Origin of the sequence: Asaia sp. BMEF1, assembly GCF_051628905.1 — a bacterium.
Taxonomy (GTDB): Bacteria; Pseudomonadota; Alphaproteobacteria; order Acetobacterales; family Acetobacteraceae; genus Asaia.
The window spans coordinates 2,690,268-2,713,344 of record NZ_CP157575.1 but is presented as its reverse complement, the minus strand read 5'-3'; the positions used below and the strand labels follow the sequence as shown (position 1 = coordinate 2,713,344).

Sequence of the window (23,077 nt, the reverse complement as noted above, 5' to 3'; positions counted from 1 at the left end):
TCACTCCCCTTCAAATGATTTCGGTCAATCATCCTCTGGTAAGGGGGGCGTTACCTGAAATTCGGCTTTTCTCTTTCCTTCACCGCTTGAGCACCGCCAGAGCCATATGGCCAATCTCGGTGAGCTTTTTGCGACTGGCCCCGTCACGGGCCTGAATGCCAAGCCCTTGCATCACAACACTGAAATAAGCCGCAAGGGCATCGACGTCCGTGTCTTTAGGCAGATCGCCCTTCGCGACGCCTTGGGCAAGGCGTTGCTTCATGGCGTCTTCCGCCATACGGCGCTGGTCGATCATCATGGCCTTGAGGCGATTCTGCGCAGGTGAACACTGGGTGGCAGCGGTGGCAATCATGCATCCAGAAGGGGCGTCGCAGCGCGTAAATTCACGTGCCGCTGCGTCAAAAAGCGCTCGAAAAGCTTCTACCGTGGAATCATTAACCTGAAGCGCCGTGACAAACCAGGCTCCCGCCTGTCTGGCATAGGCGTCGATCGCCTCGTGATACAGTGCTTCCTTGCTGCCGAAGCTGTTATAGAAACTCGACGCGCTGATGCCCATCACCGCGATGAGATCATCGAAGCTTGTTCCTTCATAACCTCTGTCCCAGAACAGTCGCATGGCCGCGACAAGGGCGGTCTCGCGGTCGAAGGAGGGCGGGCGCCCACGCGCCTTGCGAGGGGCATCGATAATTTTTGTAACCATCGCTCCACAAATCCTTGAAACTGATGAGACGCGTCTCATATGCACAATGTTGGAGCGATCACTCCACAAATAAAGTTGTTCCCTCTCGCCTTTTTCTCACCTTCGCGTGTCCTCTTCCAAAAAAAGCATGGACCCGCCATCAGACAGGTATCAGGATCATGAGCAAGCTTTCAGGAAAAGTCGCCGTCGTTACAGGAGCTTCCAAGGGGATCGGCACTGAAATTGCCAGAGCACTGGCCGAAGCGGGTGCTTCGGTGGTCGTCAATTACGCCTCGAGCCGTGAAGGCGCCGATAAGATCGTTGCCGCAATCACTGCCGAGGGCGGCAAGGCTATCGCTGTGCAGGGCGACGTCTCGAAAAAAGCGGGTGCTTCTACCATTATCGACAAGGCGATTAGCAGCTTTGGAAGGCTCGATATCGTTGTCAATAATTCGGGCGTCTACGAGTTTGCCGGAATCGACGACATCACCGAAGAGCATTTTCACCGCCTCTTCGACATCAACGTGCTCGGCACGCTTCTTGTGACGCAGGCAGCAAGCCCGCATCTCTCGGCGGGCAGCAGCGTCATCAATATCAGCTCGGTCGTCTCGCGCATCACCCCACCAAACAGCGCCGTCTATACAGGTACAAAGGGTGCCGTCGACGCCATCACCGGCTCGCTGGCCAAGGAACTCGGCCCGCGCCAGATCAGGGTGAACGCCATCAATCCGGGCCTTATCAAGACTGAAGGCACGCAGACCGCCAGTGTCATCGGTTCGGAAATGGAGCAGGCAATCATTGCCCAGACGCCGCTGGGCCGCACGGGTGAGGTCAAGGATATCGGCCCGCTTGCCGTCTTCCTCGCATCGGAAGACTCGCGTTGGCTGACGGGTGAGACACTCATCGCGTCGGGCGGTCTTCGCTAACACGCGCGCCCGATACCTCGGCCAGTCAGGGGCACGTCGCCCCGTGACCGGCCACTTCACTTATCCGGCGCGGTGTTTTTCAGCCTCAATCCAGTCCTTTACGCGTTCACGCAGCAGAGCGAGAGGCATCGCGCCCTCATCCAGAACCAGATCGTGAAAGCGCCTCTCGTCGAATTTCGAACCGAGCGCCGTTTCTGCCTGATGACGCAGATCGAGAATGGTCAATTCGCCGATTTTGTAACCCAGTGCCTGACCGGGCCATGAGATGTAGCGGTTGGTCTCGTTCTGGATGTTTTTCTCGGCCAGCGCCGTATTATCGCGCAGGCAGGAGAGCGCCTGATCACGCGACCAGTTCTTCCAATGAATGCCAACATCCATGACCAGACGACAGGCGCGCCACATCTCCATGGAAAGCTGACCGAAACGCTCATAGGGCGTCGGATAGAGCCCGATTTCACTCACGAACTGCTCTGCGTAAAGCGCCCAGCCTTCGACAAAAGCCGTGGTGGCATAATCGCGACGAAAACCGGGCAAATCGGTCATTTCCTGCGCCAGCGCTATCTGGATATGGTGGCCCGGCACGCCTTCATGCGCGACGAGAGACGGCAATTCATAAAGCGGGCGCTGGTCAAGATGCGAGGTGTTGATCATCAGCCCGCCGGAAATGCCCAGAACCGGGCTGCCTGGGTCGTAACGCCCCGTCGTATAGCCCTCTTCGATCGCGCGCGGCACCTCGCGCACGCCATAAGTCAGGCGGGGCAGTTTGCCGATCACACGCGGCAATTCACCATCGATCTTCTTGGCCAGAAAACTAGCCTTTTCCATCAGGGCCTGACGCGTGGTGACGTAAAACTGCGGATCGGCCTTGATGGTGCTCACAAAGCTCTTGAAATCGCCATGGAAGCCAACAGCGTCCATCTGGCTTTGCATAGACCTGTGGATGCGAACGATTTCAGACTGCCCGAGCGCAAAGATCTGATCGGGGGTGAGCGTCGTAGTGGTCTCGCTTTTCACGAGATAGGCGTAATAGGCGCGCCCGTCGGGCAGAGATGACGCTCCCAGGCTATCGCGGCTGGCGGGCAGGTATTCCGTCTCGAAAAACCGGGCCAGAGCCTGTTCGGCGGGCTTGATCCTGTCATGCACGATGCGCTCGCCCTCAGCACGCAATGACTTGCGCAGAGCTATTGGCATGGTAGCGGGCAGCGAGTCGAAGGGACGAAGTGCCGGATTTTCACGCTCAGGCAGCGCCGCCTGCGCCTTGACGGCACGCAGGGCGATTTCGGCAATCAGACGCGGCTGGACAAAATGCGTCGCAATGCCACGGCGCATATTCTCGGTCTGTTGCGCGTCATAAGCCGGGATACGATTCATGCGCACCAGCCAATGGCTGGCATCAGCCTCGCTGCGCAAGGGCGTATTATCGGCAGCGTAACCGATCTCCTGATAAAACCCTTCATCGCTTGTAAACGGCATACGCGACGGGTCGAATTTCTGGCCCTCTATGGCCAGGTCGTTCTCCCAGATCATCAGACGCGCATTGAGTAGTGCCTCGCCCTTGAGCATGGCCAGATCGAGATGCGATAAACGCTCTTTGAACGCCTGCCTCTGCTTCAGACGTGCTGCCTCTGCGGCCGGACTGTCATCGGGCCAGCGTTCCGCCGCATTCTGATCTCCACGTGACGCGGCCGAAACCGGATCGAGCGCCGCCGTGAAGCGATCGTAATCGCTGACGAGTGAGCCGACATCATCGGCGCGCGCCGAAAACGGCGACAGAACGAGACCGACCCCCATAAGCAGCGCAATCCTGCGACCGAAGGGGAATTTTTTCCTGAACTGCGCGCGCATCCTGCCTCCTGAGAAAACAATTCGCAGGCATAACGACCTTTCGGACACGATGCGTCAATGCATTGCGTGGCAAAACAACGTCGAGCCAGCGCGCCAAGGCGTCATAGAGCCCCGTACGAACACGAGCCCGTCATGTCACTGAAACTTCACCCAATCGCCAAAAGCGTGCGTCTATTGCTCGGGGCCACTCAACCTCTTCAGAAGACAGGGTGTCGTCATGCTTCTCCCCCGGCGCAGATTTCTTCGTTCAGCCGCGCTTACCGGCCTCGCCGCAGGCACGCTCGGCTTCAACAGCCGCGCTTTGGCTCTGGTGCCGCAGCGCCCCACGCTGCTGCCCCATGACGATTTCACTTTCCTGTTTCTGACCGACACCCATATCCAGCCGGAACTTGACGCCTCGAAAGGCTGTCTCGACTGCTTCACTCAGGCGCGCACCCATAATGCCGATTTCACCCTTCAGGGTGGCGACCATGTTTTCGATGCGCTCGGTGTGCCGAAATCACGCGCGATGAGCCTGATGGATCTGTACAAGCAGACAGCCGATACGCTGGGCCATCAGGTGCACAACACCATGGGCAATCATGACTGCCTTGGCATCTATACCAAAAGCGGCATCGAGCCTTCCGACCCGCTCTATGGCAAGAAATATTACACCGATAATTTTGGCTCGCCCTATTATTCCTTCGACCATAAGGGCGTGCATTTCATCGTTCTCGACTCAATCGGCATTACGCCCGACCGCGCCTATGAGGGCTATATCGACCCGGCTCAGCTTGCATGGCTGAGCCATGATCTGGCTTCAATGCCTATTGGCACGCCGGTGATCGTCTCGACCCATATTCCACTCGTGACAGCGGTTGAAGATTACGCTCCGCCTCCGGGAAAGCCCCCCGCACATCAGGGTACGCGCATCAGGAACGCCTATCAGGTGCTCGATCTGTTCGACCATTACAACGTGATCGGCGTGTTTCAGGGCCATACCCATGTCTACGAAACCGTTACCTGGCATGGGGTACCCTACATCACGGGCGGTGCCGTCTCGGGCAATTGGTGGCACGGCACGCGGCTCGGCACGCCTGAAGGCTATCTGAGCGTGCGCGTTGAAAAAGGCCGTGTCCTGCCAGATTATGTCACCTATGGCTTCAGGACCGTCGATCCCAAAAACACCTGACCGGGCAAGACTGAACACCGCGTCTCTGGACGGCGGGAGAGCCGCGCGTTAAGGCCGGTCCATGCGGTTTCTGCTCTTACCCGCCCCGATCGCCATCGAGCTTGCGCCGACGCATCGTCATCGTGGCGAAGGCGCTGGCTGATGCGCGTCGAGGAACTCCCTTGGCGCTCGCCCGATGCTTTTGTCGCGCATTATGGCGACGCCCCCTGGTCGGTGCTGCTCGATAGCGGTGGCCCGATCGATGAACGCGCGCGCTGGTCGTTTTTCTGCTGTCGCCCTTCTACGCAACTCACCGGCAAGGCAACCAGTGTTTGGGCGCGCCTTCATGATCTCATACCCCCCCGAAGCTCAGGGCATATGCTGCCCTTCAGCGGCGGGCTGATCGGGCTGGCCAGCTATGAGGCTGGCCTTGCGCTCGAAGAGATCCCCTCATGCCACGCCTCCTTCATTCCCGATCTGAGTGTCGCGCGTTATGACGGCGCCTATGTCTTCGACCGGCTGGAGAAGCGGCTTTTCTGGAGCAGCTATTGCGACGCGCCTCAACCTCTTGCCTTGCCGCAATGCTCGGCGCCCTCGACCATAATCCCCACACTGAATTTCGTCCCTGACTTCGATCGCGCGGATTTCTGCGCAGCGGTGCGCGCCATCGTGTCGCGCATCGATAATGGCGAGCTGTTTCAGGCCAATCTGACGACCCAGTTTCGTGCCACCACTGTGCCGGGTCTCGCAGCCAGCGCCATTTATCGCCGCCTGCGCCATAGCTCACCTGCACCTTTCGGGGCCTATTTCAACACGCCCGATTTCGCCCTGCTGAGCGCCTCGGTTGAACGTTTCATCAGCATGGACGATCAGGGACATATCGAAACGCGCCCGATCAAGGGCACGGCTCCGCTCGGCGCCGACGCCCGAGAAAATGCCCTGATCGCCGCAGCCCTGGAGGCGGATGAGAAGGAATATGCCGAGAACCTGATGATCACCGATCTCATGCGCAACGATATCGGCCGTGTAGCGCAAATGGGGTCGGTGAACGTGCCGACGCTCTGCACGGTAGAGCGTTTCGCTCATGTGCATCATCTTGTCTCCGCCGTGACGGGCCAGCTGAAAGGGGGCTTTACAGCGCTCGATCTGTTGCGCGCCACCCTGCCACCCGGCTCGGTGACCGGGGCCCCCAAGCATCAGGCGCTGAAGGTGATCGATGCGACAGAGCGCAGCGCGCGTGGCGCCTATTGCGGGTCGCTGTTTCGCATCGGTGCCGACGGCGCCCTTGATAGCAGCGTGATCATCCGCAGCCTGGTGCTCAAACCCGGCAGCCTGACTCTCGGGGCCGGATGCGGCATCACCACCCTGTCGGACCCCGAACGCGAATATGAGGAATTATGCCTCAAAGCCGCGCCTTTGCTGGGACTTTTCGGATCATGAAACATATCTGGCTCCATGACCGCCTGACAACGCCGGAAGCCGCCGCTATCGATTGTTCCGATCGAGGGTTTCTACTGGGCGATGGCGTGTTCGAGACCATGCGGCTGCATGACGGCGCCATCACCCGGCTGGACGCCCATCTAGGACGCCTCGCCAAGGGGGCGAGACTGCTTCAGATTCCCTTCCCCGGCGAGGACAGACTGCGCATGGCCCTCTCGAGTCTGGTCGAGGCCAACGGGCTTGCGTCGGGCTCACTGCGCCTCACTCTGAGCCGGGGCGCAGGACCACGCGGCCTTCTGCCACCTTCTTCGCCCCGCACGACTCTCCTCATTACCCAAGCCCTGTCCTCGCCTCTTCTCGGCCCCTGCCGCCTGCATGTCAGCCGGTATCGCCGTGACGGCGCTTCGCCTCTGAGCCGAATCAAGCACCTGAACTATCTGCCACAAATCCTGTCGCGTCTCGAAGCCGATCAGGCAGGCTATGACGATGCCCTGCTTCTTTCTGTTGACGGGGTGCATGTCGCAGAGGCCAGCGCCTCTACCCTGATCGTGCTGAACGCCGGAAAACTGCAGACACCCGCCTTACAGGACGGCGCCCTGGCTGGAACAGCCCGTGCCACGCTCATCGAGGCAGGACTTTGCAGCGAGGCACGCCTCACTCTGGATGCGCTACGCCACGCAGACGCCGCCTGGCTGATCAACAGCCTTTCGGTGAGAGAGGTCAGCGCCCTTGAACTGGATCCATATCAGATACAGACGTCTTGGACAGAGCGCCTGATAAACTGCATTTTCAAAGCCTCATAAACCATCGATTCTGGAATTACGGATATCGAATCACCTAAGCAGGACGTCGCATTCGCACCGTCATTCCTTCCTGGCAGATCCCTACCCGTCGAGCCGAGGTCATCCGCACCAGAAAATATATGGCCGTGATCTGCCTGGAAACCTGGGGCGGGATGCATTTCTCCCGCTCGGGCTGGTCGACGTTCATCCCTCGAAAAGAGGCCACGACGGAATGGATCGGGGCCAATCTCAAGAAGGCGCTGTATAGCAGCGAGGATTTCGGGGCCTACTTGCCCACACCTATTCCGGACGAACCCTTTGACACGATGACGCCAGAATCAAACGCTAAATCTCGTGAGTTCTGGTTGCGTATCCAGCAGGAATTCGGCTTCAAGGATAACCTGACGACCATGTCCAAATCGGCAGGCATTTATATCAACTGGCCGGAAGATCGGGGAGATCAGGTTGAAATGCTCTCTACGCGTGGTCGCGGTGGTGGCTTTTCCGCCTGGGGCACCAATGAGAATTTCGGCAAGGTTTTCCATGCCTCGATCAATCTTAGCGATCTCGAATTCGGCGAGGTCGCGGTGCAGGCGTTGGACCGCTGCCAACCGAATTACGCATGAAGCGTGCGAAGAACCGCGTTGCGGCTGACTCCAAGGGCACTCGAACCATCGACTTCAGGATTGCAGACATCGCATGAGCACCGTGATCCCTCCCCGGAAAATCCCTACCCGTCGGGCCCAAGTCATCCGCACCAGAAAATATGTGGCCGTGATTTGCGAGGAGCGTTGGGGGGGGAGTCACTTCTCCCGCTCGGGCTGGTCGACGTTCATCCCTCGAAAAGAGGCCACGACGGAATGGATCGGGGCCAATCTCAAGAAGGCGTTGTATAGCAGCGAGGATTTCGGGGCTTACCTGCCCACACCTATTCCGGACGAACCCTTTGACACGATGGAGCTAGAGTCAAACGCTAAATCTCGCGAGTTCTGGTTGCGCATCCAGCAGGAGTTTGGCTTCAAGGATTTCCTGACGACCTTGTCAAAATCGGCAGCCATTTATATCAACTGGCCGGAAGATCGGGGAGATCAGGTTGAAATGCTCTCTACGCGTGGTCGCGGTGGTGGCTTTTCCGCCTGGGGCACCAATGAGAATTTCGGCAAGGTTTTCCATGCCTCGATCAATCTTAGCGATCTCGAATTCGGCGAGGTCGCGGTGCAGGCGTTGGACCGCTGCCAACCGAATTACGCGTAAGGTGTAATAGTATTGGCGGAATCAATGGGGCTCTTACACTATCAAAACTAGGGTAAGCCATGCCAGATGATCCTCCGCACACAGCAATTGGGAACCTGCCGCAATTGGCGAAGTCGACAAAGTGGTCTGGGTTTATTGGTTTCCATGAATTGAGCAGCCGCGCTCTAAAGAAAAATATGAGGCGTCATCGTTGGAGGTGTCGATCGGCACGTCAGTCCGGGGCCACTCAATGAGCCTGGCTTCACAACACCGGCCCGATCATGGCCAACGTATTATGCCAGAGGCGACGAGACCACGGCCAGGCGCGCACGGCTTCGAGCGTGATTTCGGTTGAGGCATTCGTATAGCTTTGCTGGCGCTCGCGGATTTCGGCCGTGAACTCGCGATCGCTGAACAGGATGTTATTCTCGAAATTGAGGTCGAAACTGCGTCGGTCTAGATTGGCCGAGCCGATCATGCCCATGCGCCCGTCAAGTGTGAGGGCCTTGGTATGGAGCAATCCGAGAGGATACTCGAAAATACGTACCCCCGCTTCGAGCAGTTCTTCGTAATAGCTGCGGCTTGCCCCTGCGACGATCCAGGAATCGTTGCGCGTCGGGACTGTGAGGGTCACACGCACGCCGCGCCGGGCGGCAGCGCAGAGCGCAGCCTGTATGGGTTCATCCGGCACGTAATAGGGCGTGGTGACGGTCAGTTCCTCGGCAGAAGCATTCATGAGCGAGGTAAAAACTTCAGGCATCGCCGCATAACGCAAGGCAGCGCTCGTACCGATCACCTGGGCGACAAAGCCCTCCTGATTTTCAACGACGGGAGCAGAGGCGAGAAGTGGGCCGAGGTCCTCATCCGTATGGGCCATCCAGTCAGTAGCGAAGAGATGCTGGTTTTGCAGCACCACCGGCCCTTCGAAACGCGTCATCAGATCGACCCAGGGCGCGAAACGCGCCTTGACCCGAAATTCCGGGTCGGCGCAGTTCTGGCTACCGCAATAGGTGAGGCGAGTATCGATCACCACGATCTTGCGATGGTTGCGCATATCCATACGCCCATGGAGCGGCCAGGTGAGCATATTGCCCATGGGCATGGCCCGCACCAGATGGGCGCCCGCCTGCTGCATTTTCTTCCATGAGGGATGAGCGATCAGGCGGCGCGAACCGAGATCGTCGGCCATGACGCGACAGGTCACACCCCGAGCGGCGGCACGGCAGACTGCATCGATGATCCTGGTGCCGTTGTGATCCGTCAGCCAGATATAAAAGCAGATATGCACATGGTCGCGCGCGGCATCGATATCGCGCACCATGGACTCGATGGCCGCATTGGAGTCAGGCATCAGCCGCGCCCGGTTCCCCGCCTCGGGGGGATAGCCGCTGGCAGACTGGCCGACGCGAAACAGGGGCGCGAGACGCGGCGGCAGATGATATTTGCCCTCGGCATCAATCAGGTCTTCACTACTCTTGCCCGGCACGTGCAGGGTCTTGCGCGCCTCATTGATGCGCGCCACGAGGCGGCGCCCCATATTCGTCTCGCCCAGCATCAGATAGGCGAGCGTACCCAAAACAGGCAGCGCGGCAATAATCGCGACCCAGGCAACGCGAGACGCCGGCTGACGATGCGGGCGCAACAGAGCGCGCCCGATAAAAACCATCTGAACGACAAAGCTCAGCAGGGCACCGGTAAGGCGCCAGCCGGTCATTTCCATAACACCAGCCCCTTATCCTTGCGTCTCACGCCGCAGGACGACCTATTGCGCTGCGAGCTTGTCGGTTTTTTCGGGCAGCAGCCTGAAGCGCAGGCGCATCACCGAGGCCCCCACATGGGCACCCGAAATATTCATCTTGAGATCGAGCTTCACGCCATACTGATTCTCAAGCACGGCGGCCCCGACACCCGAACCGATGGCGGCGTCGGCCTTGACAGTCCAGTAGGTGCCGTCGAACTGGTCGAGCCGCGCAAGGTCCTTGACCGTGCCCGTACCCTTGACGGTGATGAAACCGAGAGACGCGATACCGCCCCCGCCGATCTCGAAAGGAATATCCTTGCCGTCATGATGCAGGACACCCTTACCCCATTCATAGCCCAGACCGCCGCCGACCTCTTTCAGGCTGAAGCTGATCGTCGATTCCGTAACCGGCGTGGCTACGGATGCAGGCGATCGCGCCGAGGTGCCGGGCACAGGAGGCTTGGCAGCCATGCCGGAGGCCGGGTGAGTCGCGGCCGAAGCCGATAAAGGAACGAGGCAAAGCGGCAGAGATGCGGCAAAAGCCGCAAAAGAACGTGAAAACATGACCTTCGCCTCCTTCTTGTTCGACCAGGCTTGCTGTTCAGACGTCGAAGCCCTGCATGAGTTGCCTGAAACGCATCTTACGCCCGAAACGTGGCCCTGCAAATCAGCACTTTTGCGTCAGTTCACTGACAAACGATGCTGCATGCGAAGACATGAAAAGACATTTTAAGAAAAGGAGAGGGAAACACTGGTCACCGTTCTGAGTTCTTCAGCCTGACCCTTGCCCATGGAACAGCCCGAACGTGACGAGAACCAGCCCGATCGCTTCGGCCTTGCGCCATGGCCGCCTTGCAGGGTTTCTGCCCATCCTGCTTCTGAGCGGCTGTCAGGCCGATCATATCTCGTTTCTCGATCCGGCTGGCCCGATCGCGGCGCTCCAGAAACACTGGTTCATGCTGCTCACAGGCGGGCTGCTTCTGGTCATTCTGCCCGTACTGATCGGCGTGCCGCTTTGCCTCTGGCATTATCGCGCTTCCAATCGCAAGGCGCGCTTCCTGCCAGATTGGGACTTTGCCCTGCCGCTCGAATTTCTTGTCTGGGGCTTTCCCGCGATCGTCGTGATTGCCTTCTCGCTGCTGGTCTGGGGGCCCGAACGACGTTTCAGCCCTGAAAGGGCCATCGGCGACGCTCCCCCCCTGACCATTGAGGTCGTCGCGCTGAACTGGAAATGGCTGTTCATTTACCCCGATGCTCATGTGGCGAGCCTCGATCATCTCGTGCTGCCGCAGGGGCGTGAGGTCGAATTTCACCTCACCTCGGACGCCACGATGCAGTCCTTCCTGATTCCTTCGCTGGGCAGCCAGATCTACGCCATGGCGGGAATGGTCACGCGGCTCCATCTCGAAGCGGATCGCACCGGACGCCTGCTTGGCGAAAACACGCAATTCAACGGCATGGGGTTTCAGGACCAGAAATTTCCGGTCGATGTCGTCTCTCCCGATCGCTTCGCGCATTGGCTGAGCGACGCTGGCGCCAGCAAGCTGCATTTCGACTCTGCCGCGTGGGAGGTGCTGCGCCGACAGGAAAACGGGCAGCACTCGGCCCGGACGCTACTGCATGACCCAAACGCCACAATGCCGGTTTTCTCCTCAGTGCCCGCGCATTTTTTCCAAGGTGTCGTCATGCGCGATGACACTGCCACGCCCACCCATTCCGGCTGATCGAGCCTGACCCTTTCGTCGCCCGTGCGACGCCCTGAAGACCGGAGATCAGCCCTTGCGTCACTTCCTGCTCGGCTCGCTCGGCTATGACGCCCTGCCCTTTTACAGCCTGATCGCGACCTTCGCGGCCTCGATCGTGGTGCTTGGCGCGCTTGCCGTGCTGGTTTTCATTACCTGGCTCAAAGGATGGCGCACGCTCTGGACCGACTGGCTGACCAGTGTCGATCACAAGAAAATCGGCATCATGTATGTCGTGGTGTCTTTCGTCATGCTGGCGCGTGCCGTGGTCGAGGCGGTCGTAATGCGCTCACAGCAGGCTGTAGCCTATCAGAACCCGGGATTCATTCCGCCCGAACATTTCGCGCAGCTTTTTACGACCCATGGCACGATCATGATTTTCTTCATGGCCATGCCCTTCCTGATCGGCATCTATAATTTCGTGCTGCCGCTCCAGATCGGCGCCAGAGACGTCTCCTTTCCGGTCATGAACTCGATCAGTCTCGGCCTGACGAGCGCAGGTGCGGTACTGCTGATGATCTCGCTCTGCATCGGCAAATTCTCGACCGGAGGCTGGACCGGCTATCCGCCCTATACCGAACTCTCCTTCAGCCCTGGTGTGGGGGTGGATTACTGGATATGGGCGCTGACGCTCAGCTCTGTCGGCAACACCATGACCGGCATCAATTTTGCCGTGACGGTCTATAAAAAACGTGCCCCCGGCATGACGCTTTTCCGTATGCCTCTTTTCGCCTGGACGGCGCTCTGCATCTCGATCCTGATGATTTTCGCCATGCCGCCCCTGACCGTGGCCACGTTGATGCTGGCGATGGATCGCTATCTGGATATGCACTTCTTCACCAATGAGCTTGGTGGGAACATGATGAATTATGTCAACATGTTCTGGCTGTTCGGCCATCCTGAAGTCTATATTCTGATACTGCCTGCTTTCGGTGTCTATTCCGAGACCATCGCCACTTTCTCCAACAAGCGTCTCTATGGCTATACATCGCTCGTCTGGGCGACCGTTTCGATAGCCGTTCTTTCCTTCACGGTCTGGCTGCATCATTTCTTCACCATGGGTCAGGACGGCAATGTGAATGCCGTTTTCGGCATTGCCACCATGCTCATCGCCATTCCGACAGGGGTGAAAGTCTATGACTGGCTCCTGACCATGGTGCGCGGGCGCATCAGGATCAGCGTGCCCATGCTCTATGCCTGTGCCTTCATGATGCTGTTTGTCGTGGGCGGTGCTACAGGCGTGATGCTGGCGAATCCGGGCTTCGATTATCAGGTGCACAACACGCTGTTTCTGGTTGCCCATTTTCACAACATGCTTATTCCCGGCCTGCTTTTCGGCATGTTGAGCGCCTATCATTACTGGTTTCCCAAAGCCTTCGGTTTTCGCCTTCACGAGGGCTGGGGCCGCGTGGTTTTCGGCTGCTGGGTGGGCGGCTTCATTCTGGCCTTCATGCCGCTTTATATCGTGGGCGCTCTGGGCATGCCCCGACGCAGCCAGGAGTTTTTCGAAGCCGTTTATCGGCCCTATCTCTGGGTCGCGCTTTGCGGTGCGTTTCTGGTGCTCGGCGCCCTTGCCAGCATGGTCATTCAGCTTTGGACCAGCATCAGACATCGCGATGCGCTTGCAGTGTTCGCAGGAGACCCGTGGAACGGCCGCACGCTCGAATGGTCCGTCTCGGCGCCGCCTCCAGAGTATAATTTCGCCCTCATTCCGAAGATCGATTGTGTCGATGCTTTCCGTGAAGCGAAAAAGCATCGCGACGCATGGCGCGCCCCGGAACATTATTACGATATCGAACTGCCCTCCAATACGCCTGTTGGCTTTGTCTGCTGCGTGGCCAGCGGTGTGTTCGGCTTTGCTCTGACATGGCATATCTGGTGGGCCGTGGTTTTGGGGAGCACCGTATTTTTCGGCGCGATCGTCCTGCGCAGCTTCAATCGCGATACCACCCATCTCATCCCCGCATCCGAGATCAGGGAGAATGAGGAGCGGTGGCTTCTCACGCTGCGCGAGACCGAATTCGTCGATAATGATGCCATGTTCACGACCGCCAATCACGGTCTGGTCAGGGAGCCAAGCTGATGGCGCAAACCGTGCATGGCAAGGGGCCGAGCCATATCGGCATACGTCTGAGCAATGCGGCTCCCGCTTCGCATCAGGAAGAGACACGCATTCAGGCGGAAGAGGCGCTTTTCGGCTTCTGGGTCTTTCTGATGAGCGATCTCATCATCTTCTCGATGCTCTTCGTCACCTATGCCACGATGGGCCACTCTCTGGCGGGTGGCCCAGGCCCCCACCAGCTTTTCGACCTCTCCTCCGCCGCCTGGGAGACGGTTGCCTTGCTCGCGAGCAGCTTCACCTGCGGGCTGGCGACGCTGGCCATGCGTTATGACCGCTCGGTACCCAAGACGTTGTTCTGGTTCGTCGTTACCCTGCTTCTAGGCCTCGTTTTTCTGTCTCTGGAACTGCATGATTTCATGAGTATGGCCGCTAAAGGCGGCATACCTTCTCGCTCGGGCTGGCTTTCCGCAAGCTGGGCGCTGATCGGCACGCACGGGCTCCATGTCACGAGCGGTTGTGTCTGGCTGCTGATCATGATCGCGCAGATGCTCAAATTCGGGCTCGACCCACTGGTGCAGACACGCTTCATGCGCCTCGCGCTGTTCTGGCATTTTCTGGATATCGTCTGGATCGGTATTTTCTCGATCGTCTACCTGCTGGGAGTGCTGTGATGAACGATCACCATGAATCCGAACGCCGACAGGAACTGCACGGCTATGTCATCGGCCTAGTGCTGGCCGTGCTGCTCTCTGCCCTGCCTTTTGGCGGGGTCATGCTGGGGCTGTTATCTAAGACGACACTGTTCTGGGTGATCGGCATTGCTGCTCTGTGCCAGGTCGCGGTGCATTTCAGGTTTTTTCTACATATCGATCTGTCGCGTTCCCACCGTGACGATCTGCAATTGATTTTGTTCTCCCTGTTGATCGTCGCGCTGATGGTTGGCGGCACACTCTGGGTGCTAGGCAACCAGAGACATATGATGGGGTGAGGGTCGCCTGACCTGTGTTTCAGGGCGAAATCGCTGAATTACGAGACCTTTGAGGGTGACCTTGGTCTGCCAAACACCCGGGATTTCAGGGCAAACACCCTGGATTCCCTCATTAACCGCAGGCTCGAGGCCAGACGTTGCGCCCTGAGATGGTTCGAAATAGTCATGACCGCCTGGAGCTCTGCCTCTTCAGCAGCCAGAGCAGCCGTCACGCGGATGAAAATCCCGATGGCATTCCAGCACTTCGAGCGATTGTAGAGTTTCCAGTGCGGGCCAAATGGCCGGAGCGCATTATGCCACCGCAGAGCATTTCCGTTCACGGAAACAATCATGCTCACCCCACGACGGTCATCATCCCAAGGTTCGCATGGTCCTTCGGAAAAGGGTCGCAGACGCTTCATGTGCTTTGCAATCAGCCCAAAAAAATTCTCATCGTCAGTCTCCTCGACGAGCGTCAATCACATCACGCCGCTCATACCACTGGATCCTTGGCCTGATCGATGCAGCAATCACCGTATGTCAAGCGATAGGAGAAAGTGACAGCCTGATCTTGTCAGAAGCCCCCGGATGAAGAGCGATGCGACTTCCACCCGCAGTAGCGGTCAGGTCGCCTCGGTTTTCGAAGCCTGGATCACCCACTCCGCTGCGCGAATGCCGTCTATGCCCGCGGAGAGAATGCCCCCTGCATAACCCGCCCCTTCTCCGGCGGGGAACAGCCCAGCAACGCCTGGGCTCTGACCGTCCGCCCCACGCGGCATTCTGATAGGCGACGATGTGCGGGTTTCGACCCCAGTCAGCACCGCATCGCCCATCGAAAACCCTTTCAGCTTGCGCTCGAAAGCGGGAAGCGCCTCGCGGATCGCCTCGACCGCGAAATCCGGTAGGCAAAGGGCGAGATCGGTCGGGGTCACACCGGGCTTGTAGGAGGGCACGACATCGCCGAGCGACGTCGACGGGCGCCCGGCCAGAAAATCTTCGACGCGCTGGGCCGGCGCCTTGTAGTCACCGCCACCGGCCACGAAAGCCGCGCGCTCCCAATGGCGCTGAAACGACACCCCACCCAATACATCATCAGGATAATCGCGCTCAGGCGACACGTCGACCACGATACCCGCATTGGCGTTACGCTCGGCGCGGGAATACTGGCTCATGCCATTGGTTACGACCTGATTGGGCTCTGACGTCGCGGCCACTACCGTACCGCCGGGGCACATGCAGAAAGAATAAACCGCGCGGCCGTTCTTCGCATGATGAACGAGCTTGTAATCGGCAGCGCCCAGAAGCGGGTGGCCACCCTGATCGCCGAACCGCGCGCAATCGATGAGTGACTGAGGATGCTCGATGCGTACCCCGATCGAGAATGGCTTGGGCACCATCGGCACCTCGGCATCGCGCAGCATCTCGAAAGTATCGCGCGCGCTATGTCCTACGGCCAGAATGGCATGGTCCGTCTCGAGCGTCGTGCCATCCGACAGGATCAGCCCTTTGAGCCTGCGCGGTGTGCCATCGGTCACCAGCCCATCGACACGCACACCGAAGCGGTAACTGCCCCCCAGACGCTCGATTTCGCCGCGTATGTGCTCGACCATCGAGACCAGACGAAATGTGCCGATATGCGGCTTGGAGACATAGAGAATTTCTTCCGGCGCACCCGCCTTGACGAACTCCTCCATGACCTTGCGCCCGAGATGGCGCGGGTCGCTGACGCCGCTATAGAGCTTACCGTCAGAGAACGTCCCGGCACCGCCCTCACCGAACTGCACATTGCTCTCTGGCGTCAGTTCCGAGCGCCGCCACAGAGCAAAGGTATCGACCGTACGCTCACGCACGATCTTGCCGCGTTCGATCACGATCGGACGCAGCCCCGCCTGAGCCAGAATAAGCGCCGCCATCACCCCGCATGGCCCGGCACCGATCACGACGGGACGGTGTCCGCCTGTCGCGTCGCCGGTGACGGCTGGAAGATCATAGGAAGTATTCGGGGTCGGCATAACCGAGGGCGTGTTGTCGTGAACGGCCAGCACTGCGGCTTCGTCATCGATGGTGCAATCGACGCTATAGACCAGCACGATACGCCCGCGCTTGCGCGCATCATAGCCTCGACGGGCAATCGTAAAATCGAGCAGCGCCGCGCTCTTGATGTTCAGCCGGGCGAGGATTGCCTCGCGCAGCGCATCGGTCGGGTGGTCGAGGGGAAGCCTGAGTTCGGTTAGCCGGATCATCCCGGCTGGAAGTCACGGAGCGAGGGGCTTTGTCAAGAAAAGAATGGCACGCCCGGCTTCAAGCCGCAGTATCTGCCCCGCATTATTGGGTCGCAGAGGAGAGCGCCTCCAGCCCTGCGGTCCGGGGCTTCCTCCCGGCGTCACCTTCTTCCCGGCGCAGCGTCGTCAAAGAGCCGGACGCTGCGCCTCGGTGCGGTCACGAACGGCCTTGAATTCCGATCCCTGCTTCCAGCTCGGCCACATGCGTGAAAACGCGAGACTGCGCCCGACCTCGTAAAGGGCCGCTGCATCTTCAGCCGCCCCGCCGAGATCCCAGCTCGCGCTCCAGGCATCGCAGGGCTGGTGGTAGCAGGCCATATAGCCCTCAAGCCATTTACGCCCGGCGGGCACACCCCCTTTCAGGAGATCGGGATAGCCGGCCAGATCCATGATAGGCAGCACCGGCACGCCAGCACGAGCGAAAGGCAGGTGATCCGCCCGGTAAAAGGCGCCGCGCTCGGGCAGAGCCTCATTCTGGGTGATCCGTCCCTGAGACGAGGCAATGGTGGCAAAATCGTCCTGCAGGCTGTTCTGCCCCGCCCCGACAATAAAGGCGTTATGCGAGAGCCCCCCCATCTGCAGAACGTCGATGGTGAAATTGGCCACCGTCTTGTCGAGAGACACAAGCGGATGCTCGACATAATAGGTCGAGCCCAGCAGGCCGCGTTCTTCTGCGGTCCAGGCAGCAAAGACAATCGTTCGCTCCGGAGCAGGCCCGGCCTTGAAAGCACGGGCGATTTCGAGCACTGCCGCGACCCCCGAAGCATCGTCGATCGCGCCATGGCGAATCATGGGTTCGCCATGCGGTCCTTTGCTTCTGCCGAACGCGTCCCAATGGGCACCATACATGATTGTTTCATCGGGATGGGCCGTTCCCGGCAGTTTCGCCAGAACGTTTCGGCTCTGCAAATGAGTCGTTGTGACATCGAAGGTCGTTGCCATGGTTGTCGCTGGCAGCGTCACGGGGCGGAAATCGGGACGACGTGCCGCCTCGCTCAGCGCATCGAGATCGAGTCCGGCACGGGCAAATAAATCGTGAGCCGCCTTGCCTTCGACCCAGCCATGAAACAGCAGCGAGTCCGGCGCACCCTGTTTGACGAGCGCAAAATTCTCTCCGCCCGGTGCAATCACCGTGCTCCAGGGATAGCTGGCCGCCTCGGTGTCATGGATGATCAGCGCTCCGATCGCCCCACGGCGCGCTGCTTCTTCGAATTTATACGTCCAGCGTCCGAAATAGGTCATCGTGCGGCCACCGAACCGCCCCGACACGGCCTCACCCGGCTTCGCACGGAAATCGGGGTCGTTGATGAGAATGACAGCAATCTTGCCCTTGAGGTCGACCCCCTTGAAGTCGTCCCAGTCACGCGCCGGAGCATCCACACCGTATCCGACGAAAACCAGCTGAGCCTGAGGGATCTTGATTTGTGAAGAGGGCGTACTGGTCGTCAGATAGATTTCCTGCGACTGCCTGAAATCGAGAGGCTCGGACTGCCCCACATGGAAAAATGCCTCCGACTCAGGCGCTATTTTCGTGTGGATCATCGGGACTTCCTGCGTCCAGCTCCCGTTTTCTCCCGCAGGCTGCAGCCCGATCGCCTGAAACTGGGACACAAGATAATTCACTGTCTTGATGGCACCGATGGATCCGGGTGCCCGCCCCTCGAAAGGGTCTGAAGCCAGTGTACGGATCACGTCAGACATGCGCGCTGGATTCATGGGTGCATAGACGAGAGGCTCAGCCGCCAGAGCGGAAGATCCGAGTAGCCCGAGCACAGATAGAACGGCAGCGGCTTGAACACGGGCTGATCGCATCGTTATTTCCCTATTGAAAAAGTGCCAAAGCACCCGTTTTTTTGTCTTGTTTTGCGAGCGGGGGTAAAATGCCACCAATCGAGCGCCTCGCCCGTACGCGATTGATGAATGGCGGCTGAAAAGACGTCATGAACGCACGGATCGTGACGCAGACCCGTCAGGACACATAGTCGCTCGTAGAGTATATCGGCGTCCGACGACGCAAGCTGCTCGCGCGTATTAATCCCGAGTAATTCGAGATCCTTGCGAGCCGCCGGCCCGACATGGCGCAAACCGTCCAGGCTCATCGTACACCGCATGGATCTGACAAGCACTGACCATCACCTGCCGGGAGGAGATGCCCAACGAGGAGAGTCGCGCACTCTTTCACGGTCGCCGCCCGAGCAGGGCGAAAGCCAGAAACATTTGAGCAGGACGAGACAGACTTCAAACCGAACCACCGATACTGCGGCGACGCTTGCGGTCGCCAGGATCGTTATGAAAACGTTAACTGGAAAGTGCCTGAGCACGGTCCCTGCATACCACTCTACCGGGCACGATAATTCAATGACGAAATTGACGTTTTTAATGACAAACCCTTTCCGGGGAGCCTATCTTCCGCACGCGGCCAAATTACGCAGCGAAATAGAAAAAACAAATTATAAATAATCGATAAAATCTCAAAACATTTTCCAATGCCGCCAAAGAAACACTCCTCTAATCTGAAAATCATTTCGAATTTCATATTTTTTCCGGAAGGAGATTCACGCTCCGAAAGCACGGCCGGGAAACGCTTCATGTTGGCGTGCCACACACCAATGCCGTATAGGATACGGTCTGGCGACGATTTACCGAAAGCGACCCCATGGCCGAAACGCCCTGCGACCATGCCCATCATGCAGGTCATGATTCCCACACGACGCATCGGGGCAGCGCCCATGATGCCTCGCACGACCACGACCACGACCACGACCACGACGATCATGACCACGGACACAGCCATGGCCATCATCACGGGCATGGTCATGTTCACGAGCCTGCCAGCTACGGCGCAGCCTTCCTGATCGGTGTCACGCTTAATGTCGCCTATATCGTCGCCGAGACAATATGGGGGCTCATGGCCCATTCGCTTTCCCTCCTCTCCGATGCGGGTCATAATCTGTCTGACGTGCTGGGACTGGGTGCGGCGTGGCTGGCGCACAGCCTGGCCAAACGCGCACCATCTACCCGCTTCACCTACGGGCTCAAACGCTCGACCATACTTTCAGCGCTCAGCAATGCGGTGCTTCTGCTGCTGGTCACAGGCGGTATCGTCTGGGAGGCGATCACACGCCTTCTCGATCCAGGCGAGGTAGCTGGTCGCGTCGTCATGCTGGTGGCGCTAGGCGGCATCGTCGTGAATGGTGCCACGGCGCTGCTCTTCATGCGGGGCGGCAAGGACGATCTCAATCTGCGCGGGGCGTTCCTGCACATGGCCGCCGATGCGGTCATGTCGCTTGCGGTCGTGATTACAGGCCTGCTCATCATGCTGACGGGCTGGACGATTCTCGACCCCATCGTCAGCCTGGTCGTGTGCGTCTCGATCATTTTCGGCACCTGGTCGCTACTGCGCGCGTCGCTCGACATGGCGCTCGATGGCGTGCCGCAGCGCATCGACCTCGATCAGGTTGCAACCAGCCTGCGCGCCCTGCCCGGCGTCGAGGATCTGCATCACCTCCATGTCTGGCCGCTGAGCACGACCGATACGGCCCTGACCGTGCATCTGGTCAGCGCCGCGCCTGCCGGGGGACATGATGCCATCCTGCGCGAGGCGTCGACCATGCTGTCAAAACGCTATCGCATCGGACACGCCACCTTCCAGATAGAGGCACCGGGCAGTGCCTATCCCTGTGGTGCCTCTCCCTGCGGTCATGGCGCCTCATGCTGAAGCAACCTGAAAAGACCTTTTTCGGCTGGGTTTCGCTGGTCGTCAGTCTGATCGCTCTTGCGCTGAAATACATCGCCTGGCGCGTAAGCGGCAGCGCGGCCCTGCTGTCGGACGCGCTGGAGACCATCATCAACGTGGCGGCAGCCATCGGTGCGCTCTGGGCGCTGAGCGTCGCGCAACGTCCCGCCGACGACAATCACACCTACGGGCATGAGAAGGCAGAATATCTTTCAGCCGTGACGGAGGCCGTATTGGTGGTTCTGACCGCCATCGGCATCGCCTGGGTAGCCTGGAAAAGCTGGTTTGCGCCCAATCTCGACATTGCACCCTGGCGCGGCATCGTGTTCAACGCCTTGGGCGGTGTGGTGAATCTGGTCTGGGGCCTCGTTCTGGTGCGTCAGGGCAGACTCAAACGCTCTCCTGCGCTTACCGCCAACGGGCGTCATGTCATTTCCGATGTGTGGACGACGGTGGTGCTCGTGGTAGGCATCGCGCTCATTCCCCTGACCGGCTATGCGCGTCTCGACGCGCTTCTTTCAGCCCTGGTTGCGCTCAATGTCCTGCGCGTCGGCTTCGACATGATGAAGCATTCCATCGCCGGATTGATGGATGAAGCCCCGGACTCGGACACGCTGCAGATGATCCGCGTCGTCATTTCCGAACAGGCGACGGGTGCGATCGAGGCGCATGATATCAGGGTACGCACGGCAGGCAGCATCAGCTTCATCGAGTTTCATCTGGTCGTGCCGGGTGCCATGAGCGTATCTGACGCGCATGACATCTGCGACCGCGTGGAGCATGCGCTCAGACGGCATCTCGGTCGGGCGATCATCCACATCCATGTCGAGCCGGAAGAAAAAGCCAAGCAGACGGGTATTCCCGTCCTCGCCTGACGGCCACTTCCCTAGGCCGCTTCCCAAGCTCTTTCCCGCGTTCCTTTCCCGTGGGTATTTACGGTAGCCGTTTTCTGACAAACCGTGTGCGCCATCGGTCGTTACATTCTTTTGAGACGAGAGTTTCTTGACCTGTCGACCGGGGTGCTGGCAGGAGCGTCATACACCGGTCGGTGCCTTCCGATCCCCAGACAGGCGAGAGTTCATGCGCCCAAGCACCGCTCTGCGGCAAAACAACCGCATTCTGCACCTTCGCCGTTCTGCGCGCAGAACGACGTCGCAATGGCGCCGCACCCTTACCTACTGGCTCGGTGCCATTCTGGTGGGCGTGGTGGCTGTCGCTTTCGCCGGTACGGCAGACTGGGCGGCGCGCGCAAGGGGGCGTCTTGTGCACTGGGACCCCTATGTGATGCTGGTCGTCGTTCCCGCCGGGCTCGCCTTTTCCACCTGGGTGACACGACGCTTCTTTTCTGGCGCACAGGGCAGCGGCATACCCCAGACCATCGCGACATTGCACATCGAGAATTTCTCCATCGTCAATCGCGTGCTCTCGCTCAGGATCGCCTTTGCCAAGATCATCCTGACCTGTTTCGGTCTGATGGTGGGTGCGTCGATCGGCCGTGAAGGCCCGACCGTGCAGGTCGGTGCGGCCATCATGCACGGCTTTTCGCGCCTGCTGGGCACGGCGAGCGTCTCGGCACGGCGCGGCGCCATTCTGGCCGGCGGCGCTGCCGGCGTGTCGGCGGCGTTCAACACCCCCCTGGCCGGGATCGTCTTCGCGATCGAGGAACTCTCGCATTCCTTTGAACAGAAGACCTCCGGCACGATGCTGACCGGCGTGGTGCTTTCCGGTGTGACAGCCATCGCGCTGGTCGGCAATTATTCCTATTTCGGTCACACCGATGTCGACGTGCCTCTGGGGACCGCCTGGATTGCAGTGCTGACCTGCGGCATCGTTGGCGGCATCGCCGGTGGCAGCTTCTCGGCGCTGCTGATCCGGTTTTCGAAAGGCATACCGGGGCGCATCGGAGCACTTATCAAGGCACGACCCGTCGCTTTTGCCGCTCTTTGCGGTTTCGTTCTGGCACTGCTGGGCCTGGTGTCTCATGGCGCCACCTACGGCACGGGCTATACGCAGGCGCGTGCCATCATCGACGGGTCTGAGCACTATCCGGCATCGTTCTTCGTGCTGAAATTCATTGCAACCGTCGTGTCCTATTGCTCGGGCATCCCCGGCGGCCTGTTTGCGCCGTCGCTCTCGGTGGGCGCCGGTATCGGCGGCTGGATCGAGCAGTACCTGCCTCACACCACGCCAGGTGCGGTCGTGCTTCTGGGCACGGTGGCCTATTTCTCGGCTGTGGTTCAGGCACCGCTGACGGCTACGGTCATCGTCATGGAAATGTGCGACAACCAGCAGGTGACGCTGGCCCTGATGGCAACGTCGTTTCTCGCCTTCGGCGTCTCGCGCATGATCTGCAAACACGCGCTTTACGGCGCTCTGGCCGACCGCTTCATGGAAGCGGCTCATACCGCCGCTCCGGCCCCAATCTATACTCGCTCTTCTGCAACGCCCGCCACCGAGACGCTGGCGGAGCAGGTCGAGAAGAAGGACTGATC

At 59.4% G+C, this 23,077-nt stretch carries 20 protein-coding genes; 13 read left to right on the top strand and 7 right to left on the bottom strand.

Annotation, left to right across the window (positions count from 1 at the left end):
• Window positions 1-79: 79 nt before the first annotated feature.
• Window positions 80-700, bottom strand: a complete 621-nt coding sequence (locus ABHV46_RS12055) for a TetR/AcrR family transcriptional regulator (RefSeq protein ID WP_438381661.1) — start codon at window positions 698-700, stop codon at window positions 80-82.
• Between the two features lie 158 nt (window positions 701-858).
• Between ABHV46_RS12055 and ABHV46_RS12050 the strand changes: the two genes are divergently transcribed.
• Complete coding sequence (locus ABHV46_RS12050; RefSeq protein ID WP_438381659.1) at window positions 859-1,605, top strand: glucose 1-dehydrogenase; 747 nt, start codon at window positions 859-861, stop codon at window positions 1,603-1,605.
• A gap of 60 nt (window positions 1,606-1,665) precedes the next feature.
• Here the strand turns inward: ABHV46_RS12050 and ABHV46_RS12045 are convergent, their stop codons facing one another.
• Complete coding sequence (locus ABHV46_RS12045; protein WP_438381658.1) at window positions 1,666-3,450, bottom strand: DUF885 domain-containing protein; 1,785 nt, start codon at window positions 3,448-3,450, stop codon at window positions 1,666-1,668.
• Window positions 3,451-3,667: 217 nt separating this feature from the next.
• Here ABHV46_RS12045 and ABHV46_RS12040 point away from each other — a divergent pair, with 217 nt between their 5' ends.
• The 5 genes from ABHV46_RS12040 (at window position 3,668) to ABHV46_RS12020 (ending at window position 8,076) form a co-directional block, all read left to right on the top strand.
• Window positions 3,668-4,621 (top strand): metallophosphoesterase family protein, encoded by a 954-nt coding sequence (locus ABHV46_RS12040; protein ID WP_438381657.1) that lies wholly within the window; start codon window positions 3,668-3,670, stop codon window positions 4,619-4,621.
• Between the two features lie 141 nt (window positions 4,622-4,762).
• Window positions 4,763-6,040 carry an anthranilate synthase component I family protein gene (locus ABHV46_RS12035; protein ID WP_438381656.1) on the top strand — a complete coding sequence of 426 codons (1,278 nt, stop codon included), beginning with the start codon at window positions 4,763-4,765 and terminating at the stop codon, window positions 6,038-6,040.
• Entirely contained in the window at window positions 6,037-6,843 is an 807-nt protein-coding gene (locus ABHV46_RS12030) for an aminotransferase class IV (RefSeq protein ID WP_438381655.1), read from the top strand. Before ABHV46_RS12035 ends, ABHV46_RS12030 begins: the two co-directional genes overlap by 4 nt.
• A 119-nt stretch (window positions 6,844-6,962) precedes the next feature.
• Complete coding sequence (locus ABHV46_RS12025) at window positions 6,963-7,448, top strand: hypothetical protein (RefSeq protein WP_438381654.1); 486 nt, start codon at window positions 6,963-6,965, stop codon at window positions 7,446-7,448.
• 73 nt (window positions 7,449-7,521) lie between these two features.
• The gene (locus tag ABHV46_RS12020; RefSeq protein WP_438381653.1) at window positions 7,522-8,076 is read left to right on the top strand and encodes a hypothetical protein; all 555 of its coding nucleotides are present in this window, start codon (window positions 7,522-7,524) and stop codon (window positions 8,074-8,076) included.
• 241 nt (window positions 8,077-8,317) lie between these two features.
• On the opposite strand, the gene cls is transcribed toward ABHV46_RS12020, so the two are convergent.
• Window positions 8,318-9,775 carry a cardiolipin synthase gene (gene cls / locus ABHV46_RS12015; protein ID WP_438381652.1) on the bottom strand — a complete coding sequence of 486 codons (1,458 nt, stop codon included), beginning with the start codon at window positions 9,773-9,775 and terminating at the stop codon, window positions 8,318-8,320.
• A gap of 42 nt (window positions 9,776-9,817) precedes the next feature.
• Window positions 9,818-10,360 (bottom strand): hypothetical protein, encoded by a 543-nt coding sequence (locus ABHV46_RS12010; protein WP_438381651.1) that lies wholly within the window; start codon window positions 10,358-10,360, stop codon window positions 9,818-9,820.
• Between the two features lie 242 nt (window positions 10,361-10,602).
• Here ABHV46_RS12010 and ABHV46_RS12005 point away from each other — a divergent pair, with 242 nt between their 5' ends.
• The 4 genes from ABHV46_RS12005 to cyoD all read left to right on the top strand — a co-directional run bounded on the left by ABHV46_RS12005 (window position 10,603) and on the right by cyoD (window position 14,588).
• Entirely contained in the window at window positions 10,603-11,520 is a 918-nt protein-coding gene (locus ABHV46_RS12005) for a cytochrome c oxidase subunit II (protein WP_438381650.1), read from the top strand.
• Between the two features lie 67 nt (window positions 11,521-11,587).
• Window positions 11,588-13,621: a cbb3-type cytochrome c oxidase subunit I gene (locus ABHV46_RS12000; RefSeq protein ID WP_438384381.1), complete on the top strand. Its 2,034-nt coding sequence runs from the start codon at window positions 11,588-11,590 to the stop codon at window positions 13,619-13,621.
• Window positions 13,621-14,271 carry a cytochrome c oxidase subunit 3 gene (locus tag ABHV46_RS11995; RefSeq protein WP_438381649.1) on the top strand — a complete coding sequence of 217 codons (651 nt, stop codon included), beginning with the start codon at window positions 13,621-13,623 and terminating at the stop codon, window positions 14,269-14,271. Before ABHV46_RS12000 ends, ABHV46_RS11995 begins: the two co-directional genes overlap by 1 nt.
• A complete protein-coding gene (gene cyoD, locus ABHV46_RS11990; RefSeq protein ID WP_438381648.1) occupies window positions 14,271-14,588 on the top strand; it encodes a cytochrome o ubiquinol oxidase subunit IV in 318 nt (105 codons plus the stop codon). The genes ABHV46_RS11995 and cyoD overlap by 1 nt, the downstream gene beginning before the upstream one ends.
• A gap of 602 nt (window positions 14,589-15,190) precedes the next feature.
• Here cyoD and ABHV46_RS11985 read toward each other — a convergent pair.
• From ABHV46_RS11985 to ABHV46_RS11975, 3 genes are all read right to left on the bottom strand, one after another.
• Window positions 15,191-16,810 carry an FAD-dependent protein gene (locus tag ABHV46_RS11985; RefSeq protein WP_438381647.1) on the bottom strand — a complete coding sequence of 540 codons (1,620 nt, stop codon included), beginning with the start codon at window positions 16,808-16,810 and terminating at the stop codon, window positions 15,191-15,193.
• 165 nt (window positions 16,811-16,975) lie between these two features.
• Window positions 16,976-18,661, bottom strand: a complete 1,686-nt coding sequence (locus ABHV46_RS11980) for a M20/M25/M40 family metallo-hydrolase (RefSeq protein ID WP_336946766.1) — start codon at window positions 18,659-18,661, stop codon at window positions 16,976-16,978.
• 2 nt (window positions 18,662-18,663) lie between these two features.
• Window positions 18,664-18,948 carry a helix-hairpin-helix domain-containing protein gene (locus tag ABHV46_RS11975; RefSeq protein WP_336946765.1) on the bottom strand — a complete coding sequence of 95 codons (285 nt, stop codon included), beginning with the start codon at window positions 18,946-18,948 and terminating at the stop codon, window positions 18,664-18,666.
• A 557-nt stretch (window positions 18,949-19,505) separates the two neighbouring features.
• Here ABHV46_RS11975 and ABHV46_RS11970 point away from each other — a divergent pair.
• The 3 genes from ABHV46_RS11970 to ABHV46_RS11960 all read left to right on the top strand — a co-directional run bounded on the left by ABHV46_RS11970 (window position 19,506) and on the right by ABHV46_RS11960 (window position 23,075).
• Window positions 19,506-20,567 carry a cation diffusion facilitator family transporter gene (locus tag ABHV46_RS11970; RefSeq protein ID WP_438381646.1) on the top strand — a complete coding sequence of 354 codons (1,062 nt, stop codon included), beginning with the start codon at window positions 19,506-19,508 and terminating at the stop codon, window positions 20,565-20,567.
• Window positions 20,561-21,460, top strand: coding sequence for a cation diffusion facilitator family transporter (locus ABHV46_RS11965; RefSeq protein ID WP_336946763.1), 900 nt, complete (start codon window positions 20,561-20,563; stop codon window positions 21,458-21,460). Before ABHV46_RS11970 ends, ABHV46_RS11965 begins: the two co-directional genes overlap by 7 nt.
• Before the next feature lie 205 nt (window positions 21,461-21,665).
• The gene (locus ABHV46_RS11960) at window positions 21,666-23,075 is read left to right on the top strand and encodes a chloride channel protein (protein ID WP_336946762.1); all 1,410 of its coding nucleotides are present in this window, start codon (window positions 21,666-21,668) and stop codon (window positions 23,073-23,075) included.
• Window positions 23,076-23,077 lie beyond the last annotated feature (2 nt).

Coding starts and splice junctions, on each gene's coding strand:
- ABHV46_RS12055 (WP_438381661.1), bottom strand. CDS start 700: ATGGTTACAAAAATTATCGATGCCCCTCGCAAGGCGCGTGGGCGCCCG.
- ABHV46_RS12050 (WP_438381659.1), top strand. CDS start 859: ATGAGCAAGCTTTCAGGAAAAGTCGCCGTCGTTACAGGAGCTTCCAAG.
- ABHV46_RS12045 (WP_438381658.1), bottom strand. CDS start 3,450: ATGCGCGCGCAGTTCAGGAAAAAATTCCCCTTCGGTCGCAGGATTGCG.
- ABHV46_RS12040 (WP_438381657.1), top strand. CDS start 3,668: ATGCTTCTCCCCCGGCGCAGATTTCTTCGTTCAGCCGCGCTTACCGGC.
- ABHV46_RS12035 (WP_438381656.1), top strand. CDS start 4,763: ATGCGCGTCGAGGAACTCCCTTGGCGCTCGCCCGATGCTTTTGTCGCG.
- ABHV46_RS12030 (WP_438381655.1), top strand. CDS start 6,037: ATGAAACATATCTGGCTCCATGACCGCCTGACAACGCCGGAAGCCGCC.
- ABHV46_RS12025 (WP_438381654.1), top strand. CDS start 6,963: ATGGCCGTGATCTGCCTGGAAACCTGGGGCGGGATGCATTTCTCCCGC.
- ABHV46_RS12020 (WP_438381653.1), top strand. CDS start 7,522: ATGAGCACCGTGATCCCTCCCCGGAAAATCCCTACCCGTCGGGCCCAA.
- cls (WP_438381652.1), bottom strand. CDS start 9,775: ATGGAAATGACCGGCTGGCGCCTTACCGGTGCCCTGCTGAGCTTTGTC.
- ABHV46_RS12010 (WP_438381651.1), bottom strand. CDS start 10,360: ATGTTTTCACGTTCTTTTGCGGCTTTTGCCGCATCTCTGCCGCTTTGC.
- ABHV46_RS11995 (WP_438381649.1), top strand. CDS start 13,621: ATGGCGCAAACCGTGCATGGCAAGGGGCCGAGCCATATCGGCATACGT.
- cyoD (WP_438381648.1), top strand. CDS start 14,271: ATGAACGATCACCATGAATCCGAACGCCGACAGGAACTGCACGGCTAT.
- ABHV46_RS11985 (WP_438381647.1), bottom strand. CDS start 16,810: ATGATCCGGCTAACCGAACTCAGGCTTCCCCTCGACCACCCGACCGAT.
- ABHV46_RS11980 (WP_336946766.1), bottom strand. CDS start 18,661: ATGCGATCAGCCCGTGTTCAAGCCGCTGCCGTTCTATCTGTGCTCGGG.
- ABHV46_RS11975 (WP_336946765.1), bottom strand. CDS start 18,948: ATGAGCCTGGACGGTTTGCGCCATGTCGGGCCGGCGGCTCGCAAGGAT.
- ABHV46_RS11970 (WP_438381646.1), top strand. CDS start 19,506: ATGGCCGAAACGCCCTGCGACCATGCCCATCATGCAGGTCATGATTCC.
- ABHV46_RS11965 (WP_336946763.1), top strand. CDS start 20,561: ATGCTGAAGCAACCTGAAAAGACCTTTTTCGGCTGGGTTTCGCTGGTC.
- ABHV46_RS11960 (WP_336946762.1), top strand. CDS start 21,666: ATGCGCCCAAGCACCGCTCTGCGGCAAAACAACCGCATTCTGCACCTT.